Origin of the sequence: Kordia sp. (genome assembly GCF_045105435.1) — a bacterium.
GTDB lineage: Bacteria > Bacteroidota > Bacteroidia > Flavobacteriales > Flavobacteriaceae > Kordia.
In genome coordinates this window covers 1-8,287 of sequence record NZ_JBGCDL010000344.1, presented here as the reverse complement: position 1 = coordinate 8,287, position 8,287 = coordinate 1, and the positions used below count along the sequence as shown (strand labels likewise).

Here is an 8,287-nt window from a genome sequence, read left to right as displayed (position 1 = left end):
CGAAAAAAACTGTTTCATATTTTAAAAAATGTCGTAGAACCTATATATTTGAATCAGGGAGGAAGAAAATAAAAAATTAAATCAGTTTACTAAAGACGTTTTTCAGGAAGCTGGATTGGCTACACCTTCTACAGATTTTTTAGCCAATGTAATGGCAGAAGTTGCGAATGAAAAAATTCCTGAAAAGGTATATAAGCCACTAATTACCAAAGTTGGTTGGCTTATTATTGGTGCTTTATTTATTGTTTTTTCTTTTGTATTAACGCGTTTTTCACTTGGATTTTCCATTTTTGGCGATTGGAATTTATCGAGCTTAATGATTGAAAAATACGAATCCAAAATAGACATTCCAGTTACATACGCGTATTGTTTCTTCTTTTTATTGGTCTTTGTTTTGATTCAAATTAAGATGATAAAAAGATTATTGGATCGGAATTTTAATAACTTATCTTAACCGTTGTGCATTTTGATAAAATTCGTCAATTCGAGTGAATTTTACGATTGAAAATGAGTGAAATTTGTATCGAGAATAGGATTTTTCATACCAAAAATGTTCTCGATACTATTTTTCGTACCTCAAAATCACTCGAACTGACGTTTCGTTATACGCATGGATTCAAAATGCACAACAAGTTATCTTAATATGAATTTGCTTTAATGATCCGAGGGTTTTTATACAATCAGTTTTTATAAGTAATTGTTCTGTATGCTTTAGAAACTATCTTTTTAGAAACTCCATTTTCGGTACGTGATGTGATTTTTTTAATCCAATTTCCAGAGATATCATATTCATAATCAATGTGATATATTATTTTTTTCTTTTTATTTGAAGTGATCCAATACATTTTAGTAATATCGTCAAACTCATTTTTTTCTATGACATAGTCTACATTAAAAACACCCGATTCTTTATGTGTCGGATTACCATAAGAGTCAGTTTTTAAATGAATGTAAGTTCCATTTATGTAGTCATATTTTAGATCTTCTAGTTTAAAATGATCTGATCCTACAATCGTAGTTTCAATACGTGTTGGATCTTTAAAGCGATTGTAATGCACTTCACATCTTTCGGTAGTTTGGTCAAGCGTATTTAACTGTTCAATTATTTTTTTGTTCTTCTCATAAGAAAATTTAAGTTTTTTGTTGAACCATTCTCCCTTGCGATGTTTCCAGTCACCTACATATTTTACAATCCTACCTTTGGAATCAAGATGGTATTTTTCATCTTTAATGAGAGAATCATTTTTAAATTTCTTCACAAGAATTTCAGTATTCTTTTTGAAGGTGTAGTTGGTGCGTTCAGTCCACTTTTCAGAATTTACACGTTGAATGGTATCATAAAATACAATAGTGCTTGGATGTCCATTTTTCACGGTATAGAAATCTTTGGGAAAGCATTTATCAGCCATTTCATTGTAGAAATTTGGTTCTTGATCTTGCGCTTTTATTGCATAGAAATTCGCTAAAAATAAGACGATAAAGATGTTTTTTGTCAAAGCTGTTGTGAGTTGTTTACACGTTATTTTTGAATGTTTATGGATATTTAAAATTACAATATTCTAATACAATGTCAAAGTTGCTGAAAAGATTTTGAATATGGATTCATCAACAAACAAAAAAACTCTCACGTTTCCATGAGAGTTTTTTATGTGTTCTAAAATAATTAGAAATTTATTCTTCAACCAAAACCCATTGTCCTTTGCTAATCAACGGTTCTGCTTGTTTATATTTTACAGTTTTGTTTTCGCCAGTCATTACGTTTTTGATAGTCACACGATCGTTGCGATTAATTTTCGGCTTATCGCGAACAATAGTTTCTGTCACTTGCGGACGTTGTCCTTGCGATTGTTGCATAGCAGCACGCTGCACAGCTTCTCTTTCATCACTGTTTAATACTTCTTCTTTAGAAGTTGTATAGTTGTCCTTTTTACGTTTTTGTTCACGCGCTTCACGTACACGATCCGGATTATTATCAGCTAATTCACCTTTAAACAAGAATGATAAAATTTCACGATTTACTTTATCAATTACTTGTTCAAATAATTTGAAAGCTTCGAATTTATAGATCAATAATGGATCTTTTTGTTCGTGAACAGCTAACTGAACCGATTGCTTTAACTCATCCATCTTACGCAAATGCGTTTTCCAAGCATCATCAATAATCGCTAATGAAATGTTTTTCTCAAAATCATTCACCATTTGCTTTCCTTTCGATTCGTATGCTTCTTTTAAGTCACTGATAACGTTTAATTCTTTCGTTCCATCAGTAAACTTCACAACAATGCGCTCGTACTTATTTTCAGGGTTTTCATATACATTCTGGATTACTGGATATACCATTTCGGCATTCAGTTCCATCTTAGCATTATAGTTGCTAAAAACAGCGGTATATGCTTTTCCAAGAATTTCTTCTTCGGTCATTGAAGAAAATTGTTCTTCTGAAATAGGACTTTCAGGTAAAGCAAAATAACGAATTAACTCAAATTCAAAGTTTTTAAAGTCATTAGCGGCTTTATTACTTTGCGTAATGATTTCGACAGTATCGTATACCATATTCGAAATATCAACCTTTAAACGCTCTCCATGTAATGCGTGACGACGACGTTTGTACACTACTTCACGTTGCGCATTCATTACATCATCATATTCTAACAAACGCTTACGAATTCCGAAGTTATTTTCTTCTACTTTTTTATGCGCACGTTTAATAGATTTTGTCATCATAGAATGCTGAATTACTTCACCTTCTTTTAATCCCATTCTGTCCATCATCTTCGCAACTCGGTCAGAACCAAATAAACGCATTAGGTTATCTTCTAAAGACACATAAAATTGTGAACTTCCTGGATCTCCTTGACGACCAGCACGACCACGTAATTGTCTATCTACACGACGCGAATCGTGACGTTCTGTACCAATAATTGCCAAACCACCAGCAGCTTTTACTTCGTCGCTCAACTTAATATCCGTACCACGACCTGCCATGTTTGTTGCAATGGTAACCTGTCCTGGTTGCCCAGCTTCAGCAACAATATCTGCTTCTCGTTGGTGTAATTTTGCATTCAATACATTGTGTGGCACTTTTCGGATAGAAAGCATTCTTCCTAATAATTCTGAAATTTCTACCGAAGTTGTACCAATTAATATAGGTCTTCCTTGTTTCGACAATTCAGTTACCTCATCAATAATAGCATTGTATTTTTCACGTTTCGTTTTGTAGATTAAATCTTCTTTATCCTTACGTGCAATGGGTCTGTTAGTTGGAATTTCAATAACATCCAGTTTATAGATTTCCCATAATTCACCTGCTTCTGTAATCGCCGTACCTGTCATTCCAGATAGTTTACGGTACATTCTAAAGTAGTTTTGTAAAGTTACCGTAGCAAACGTTTGTGTAGCATCTTCAATTTTTACATTTTCTTTTGCTTCAATCGCTTGGTGTAATCCGTCCGAATAACGACGTCCATCCATAATACGACCGGTTTGCTCATCTACAATTTTCACCTTATTGTCCATCACTACATACTCAACATCATTTTCAAAAAGTGTGTAGGCTTTTAATAACTGACTTAAAGTGTGAATACGTTCACTTTTTACTTGAAACTCGCTGAATAATTGTTCTTTTAGTTCAACTTCTTTGTCTTTGTCAAGTTCTTGAGCTTCAATTTTGGCGATTTCTCCACCAATATCAGGCATTACAAAGAAATTTTCATCGTTGCTTCCGCCAGATAAATACTCAATTCCTTTGTCTGTTAAATCAATTTGATTGTTTTTTTCTTCAATCACGAATAATAATTCTGCATCAACTTTGTGCATTTCGCGATTGTTGTCTTGCATGTAAAAGTTCTCTGTTTTTTGAAGTAATTGTTTAATTCCTTCTTGACTTAAGAACTTGATTAATGCTTTATTTTTTGGCAAACCTCTGAAAACTCTTAATAATAAGAATCCACCTTCTTTGGTTTCACCATCTTTTATCAATTTTTTCGCTTCTGCTAAAACACCAGTTAAATACTGACGTTGTTTTCCAACGATGTCAGATATTTTTGGTTTTAACTCATTGAATTCGTGTAAATCTCCTTGCGGAATTGGTCCTGAAATAATCAATGGCGTACGTGCATCATCGACTAATACAGAATCGACCTCATCGACAATAGCGTAGTTGTGTGGACGTTGTACTAAATCATTTGGTGAATGCGACATATTATCACGCAAGTAATCAAAACCAAATTCATTATTTGTTCCATAGGTAATATCAGCTAAATAGGCTTTTCTTCTTGCTTCCGAATTTGGTTGATGGTAATCAATACAATCAATCGTTAATCCATGAAACTGGAAAATAGGAGCCATCCACGCGCTATCACGTTTAGCTAAGTAATCATTTACAGTTACTAAGTGCACACCTTTTCCTGGTAACGCATTTAAGTATACAGAAAGTGTTGCCACTAAGGTTTTTCCTTCTCCTGTTTGCATTTCGGCAATTTTTCCTTGATGCATAGTAATACCACCAACTAACTGAACGTCGTAGTGAATCATGTCCCAAGTAACTTGTTTTCCAGCAGCATCCCAAGAGTTTTGCCAAATTGCGTTATCACCATCTAACGCTACATAATCATGCATTCCAGACAATTCTCTGTCATACGGAGTTGCTGTTACATGTAATTCAGTGTTATTGGTAAAACGTTTTGCTGTTTCTTTTACAACGGCATAGGCTTCTGGTAAAATTTCAAATAGCGTATTTTCAGAAATGTTGTATTCTTCATCTCTTAATTTATCAATTTCTTGATAAATATCTTCTTTACGCTCAATATCTGAAATGCTATCAGCTTCTTCCTGTAATGCCGTAATTTTATCGTTTACTTCTTTGCACGCTTCAGCAATGCGCGACTTAAATTGTGTTGTTTTTGCTCTCAACTCGTCAAGCGACAATTTTGACAAATGCTGCTCTTGTTCCTTAATTTTAGTAACAATAGGTTGGATGATTTTAATGTCTTTCTTGGATTTATCTCCAACAAACATTTTCAACACAGAATTTAAAAAACTCATGGTGTATGTGGTTTTATATTAAACCAAAAAAAAAGCCTCATTAATGGAGACTTTTTTCCTTGCTTAAATTTGTTTTAATATTCATCTTCGTTCCAGAGGTAATCGTCCTCTGTAGGGTAATCAGGCCAAATTTCTTCAATAGATTCGTAAGAATCTCCTTCATCTTCGATTGATTGCAAGTTTTCTACAACTTCTAATGGAGCTCCGGTTCTAATTGCGTAATCGATCAACTCGTCTTTTGTAGCTGGCCAAGGCGCATCACTTAAATGAGATGCTAGTTCTAATGTCCAATACATATTCTTTAGATATATTAATTTTTGCAAAAATAAATTTTTAAATGAAAAAGTCAAGTAAAAAAATCATTATTTACACATTATTTTTAAGAACGTTTTTTATTCGTCTAATTATTAGCGACTTACGAATTCTTTTTTGGAATCCATTTTATTTCGTTCGCTTGTAAGTCAAACGACAATTTTCGTGCCAATACAAAAAGGTAGTCAGAAAGTCGGTTTAAGTATTTTAAAGTATGTTCGTCAAACGGTTCTAATTCGTAAAGTGCTGATGCTAAGCGTTCTGATCGTCTGCAAACGCAACGCGCAATGTGACAGAATGACACGGTTTGGTGTCCGCCAGGCAACACAAAATGCGTCATTGGTGGCAATGCGTCATTCATAGTGTCCATTTCTCTTTCTAAAACGGCGATGTTTGCTTCTGAGATTCTAGGAATATTCAAACGATCTTTTCCATTCTTTAAAGTTGCCTTTTCAGGATCTGTCGCTAAAACGGCTCCAACAGTGAATAGTAAATCTTGAATTTCCATCAATACATTTTGGTAATGCGAATTGATTTCTTGATCGCGGATTAATCCAATATATGAGTTGAGTTCATCAACAGTTCCATAACTATCAATCCGAATGTGATGTTTTGGAACGCGTGTACCGCCAAATAGAGCAGTAGTTCCTTTGTCTCCTGTCTTCGTATAAATTTTCATCTTTTTCTTATTTTTTGATAGTTGGTTTAGCGCTTCTTTGATCGCTGGTATGCATACACATAAAGAACAGCAAAGACAACAATACCAATTAAAATTATTCTAACGTTCATCTTTTATAACTTTTTTGTTCGTGTCATCAGTCAACTTTTTTTCGTTTTTGTTACGTTTACGGTCAATTATATATTTAGATGTCTCTATCGTCCTTTTTCTTTTTCGTGTAATAATCAGTAATTTTCTTTCCTATTTTTTGATTCGATAAATACACAAAGAAAAAACCAATACTTATTGCAACGGGAGACAACCAATTAATCATCTTTTTGATTCTTTTTTTTATCCAAATAATCCGTCATAAATCCACGATCTTTACGACTGTTGTTTTGCTTTTTATTTTTTCGCGTGTTTATAATCAATAAAGGTCCTAAAACACCTACAATAACGACAATAACAATTAATTCTGTACTCATTTGTTAGCTGTTTTGTTCCATCAACATCGTTAAATGCATACATTTATATAGGTGGCGATCGCTTGTTTGCGATTGTTCCCAGTCTTTTTTATGCAATTTTTTGATGTAATTCATTTTTTTAGTCGAACTCATCGGAAGTAAATTCAGGAAAAAAGCCCATTTGGAACTTCCTAAAATAGCTCTGCGTTCTACCACTTTAAATTCATTGTGAAAGCGTTGTACGGTTTTCTTTGTAAATGGCCATTCCCAATCAGCATCCGATTGAAAAGGTCGGTATATACCACGAATGATACGCAATGGCAAGCTTGTTTTTAGCGGATCATAGGAAATCAGTTTTCCGTCGTCTGCTAGTTTTTCTTTGAGTTTGCCAAATAATAAATCCAAACTTTCAAAATGATGCAATACGCCATACGCGTAAATGACATCAAAGTCAGTTTCTGTAAATTCGGGTGATAAAAAATCGATCGCTTCCGCTTTTGCGTTTGGAAAGTCTTTTAATCGTTCGTTTAACTGTCCGATAGCTTTATCGCTCAAATCAACTCCTAAATAGCTTTTTGCATTTTCGGCTAAATACAAACTCAGGTGATTTCCTGCATAACAGCCTAAATCTAGGACTTTCTTATCAGACAAATCGCCAAGCCAAGTTCTATGTTTTTCATACACTTGCTCGTTAATTTGCAATTCTTTTCGAAAATCAGACAACAATTTATTACGCATAAAAGACCAAAGCTTCGTTGCGGCATTCTTCTTTTTTACATTGTAGAACTCCTTTTGCTTTTTGTTGGTTTCTAATACTTCTTGTAAACGTGTATCACTCACTTTAATAGGGTTTTCATTGGGACAAATGCAAAGTAACGAAAAATGTGTTTAAATTATAGTATTTTGTGGAAATTTGGTTTGTAGATGTGCTGATGCTTCTAGACTCGCTTCGCTCTTGGATTGTTAGACCGCTTTCGCTGTTAGAATCAAGATTGCTACACTGCTAGATTTTAGACATATTGGATACGTCGTTGCGAGAAGCATAGCGACGCGGAAATCTGTTTCTTTAGTAGTATTGTTTTCTTTGTTAAATTTTAAGATATATTCAGTAGTGTAGAATGTTCTTTTATAAATAAGTTAATAGCTTTCAAGTCCTCAATTAAAAGGTTCGACTTTTGAAATTTTGGGGTTGGTAAAGAAATAACTTATTAATATTTATTTTCAGTATAGTTAATGTGTTTGTGAATGATTTCATTACATTTTTGTGCACGTAATTTAGCAAGTAACAACCGAATAGAAAATCCGAGAATATTTTGTGAGTATTATAGAACCAGTCAGTTAATTGTGTGTGTTATTGGTTGTAGTTTTTATTATTCGGTTCAGTTGTTCAAGTACAGTTTCTTTTTCAAATTCGGTATTTTCTATAGTTTTTTTAATCTCTAACAATTGTTTTGAACTCAATTCGAATTTAGATTTTAACCAACTCAGAGATGATTTATTTTCTTTTATGTTTTTAATTTTATCGTAAATCTCATTTAATTCTTTCTCATTGCTTTCTAACATTCCAAGTTCGAAATAAGTCAAGTTTTTAATTTTAAGAGTTTTTTTCTCAATAGTAAACCCACAAGATCCACCTGCAATTGGCGGTTCTTTCGGAATTTTTCCATTCATTTGCTTAAACACAAAGTCAAAATAGTATTTTGATGTAAACTCTTTTAAATTGGCAAAACCATATTTAAAACCAGGGAGAACTTCTCCAAATGATTCAACATAATTATTTGCAATTTCTTCAATTTTATTCATTTTGATT

General features: G+C 33.3%; 9 protein-coding genes. 1 reads left to right on the top strand and 8 read right to left on the bottom strand.

Going from position 1 to position 8,287, the window contains the following annotated elements:
- Positions 1 to 115: 115 nt before the first annotated feature.
- Positions 116 to 454 (top strand): hypothetical protein, encoded by a 339-nt coding sequence (locus tag AB8B65_RS17535; RefSeq protein WP_405302581.1) that lies wholly within the window; start codon positions 116 to 118, stop codon positions 452 to 454.
- Between the two features lie 226 nt (positions 455 to 680).
- Here AB8B65_RS17535 and AB8B65_RS17530 read toward each other — a convergent pair whose 3' ends face one another.
- From AB8B65_RS17530 to AB8B65_RS17495, 8 genes are all read right to left on the bottom strand, one after another.
- On the bottom strand, positions 681 to 1,496 hold the full coding sequence (locus AB8B65_RS17530; protein ID WP_405302580.1) for a hypothetical protein: 816 nt from the start codon (positions 1,494 to 1,496) through the stop codon (positions 681 to 683).
- 175 nt (positions 1,497 to 1,671) lie between these two features.
- Positions 1,672 to 5,043 (bottom strand): preprotein translocase subunit SecA, encoded by a 3,372-nt coding sequence (gene secA / locus AB8B65_RS17525; protein WP_405302579.1) that lies wholly within the window; start codon positions 5,041 to 5,043, stop codon positions 1,672 to 1,674.
- Positions 5,044 to 5,117: 74 nt separating this feature from the next.
- Complete coding sequence (locus tag AB8B65_RS17520; RefSeq protein ID WP_405302582.1) at positions 5,118 to 5,339, bottom strand: DUF2795 domain-containing protein; 222 nt, start codon at positions 5,337 to 5,339, stop codon at positions 5,118 to 5,120.
- Positions 5,340 to 5,458: 119 nt separating this feature from the next.
- Positions 5,459 to 6,034: a cob(I)yrinic acid a,c-diamide adenosyltransferase gene (locus AB8B65_RS17515; RefSeq protein WP_405302578.1), complete on the bottom strand. Its 576-nt coding sequence runs from the start codon at positions 6,032 to 6,034 to the stop codon at positions 5,459 to 5,461.
- A gap of 184 nt (positions 6,035 to 6,218) precedes the next feature.
- Entirely contained in the window at positions 6,219 to 6,347 is a 129-nt protein-coding gene (locus tag AB8B65_RS17510; RefSeq protein WP_405302577.1) for a hypothetical protein, read from the bottom strand.
- Positions 6,340 to 6,498 carry a hypothetical protein gene (locus AB8B65_RS17505; RefSeq protein ID WP_405302576.1) on the bottom strand — a complete coding sequence of 53 codons (159 nt, stop codon included), beginning with the start codon at positions 6,496 to 6,498 and terminating at the stop codon, positions 6,340 to 6,342. The genes AB8B65_RS17510 and AB8B65_RS17505 overlap by 8 nt, the downstream gene beginning before the upstream one ends.
- Before the next feature lie 3 nt (positions 6,499 to 6,501).
- On the bottom strand, positions 6,502 to 7,317 hold the full coding sequence (locus AB8B65_RS17500) for a class I SAM-dependent methyltransferase (protein WP_405302575.1): 816 nt from the start codon (positions 7,315 to 7,317) through the stop codon (positions 6,502 to 6,504).
- Between the two features lie 498 nt (positions 7,318 to 7,815).
- Positions 7,816 to 8,287, bottom strand: a 472-nt coding sequence (locus AB8B65_RS17495; protein WP_405302574.1) for a hypothetical protein, incomplete at its 5' end; no start/stop codon positions are given.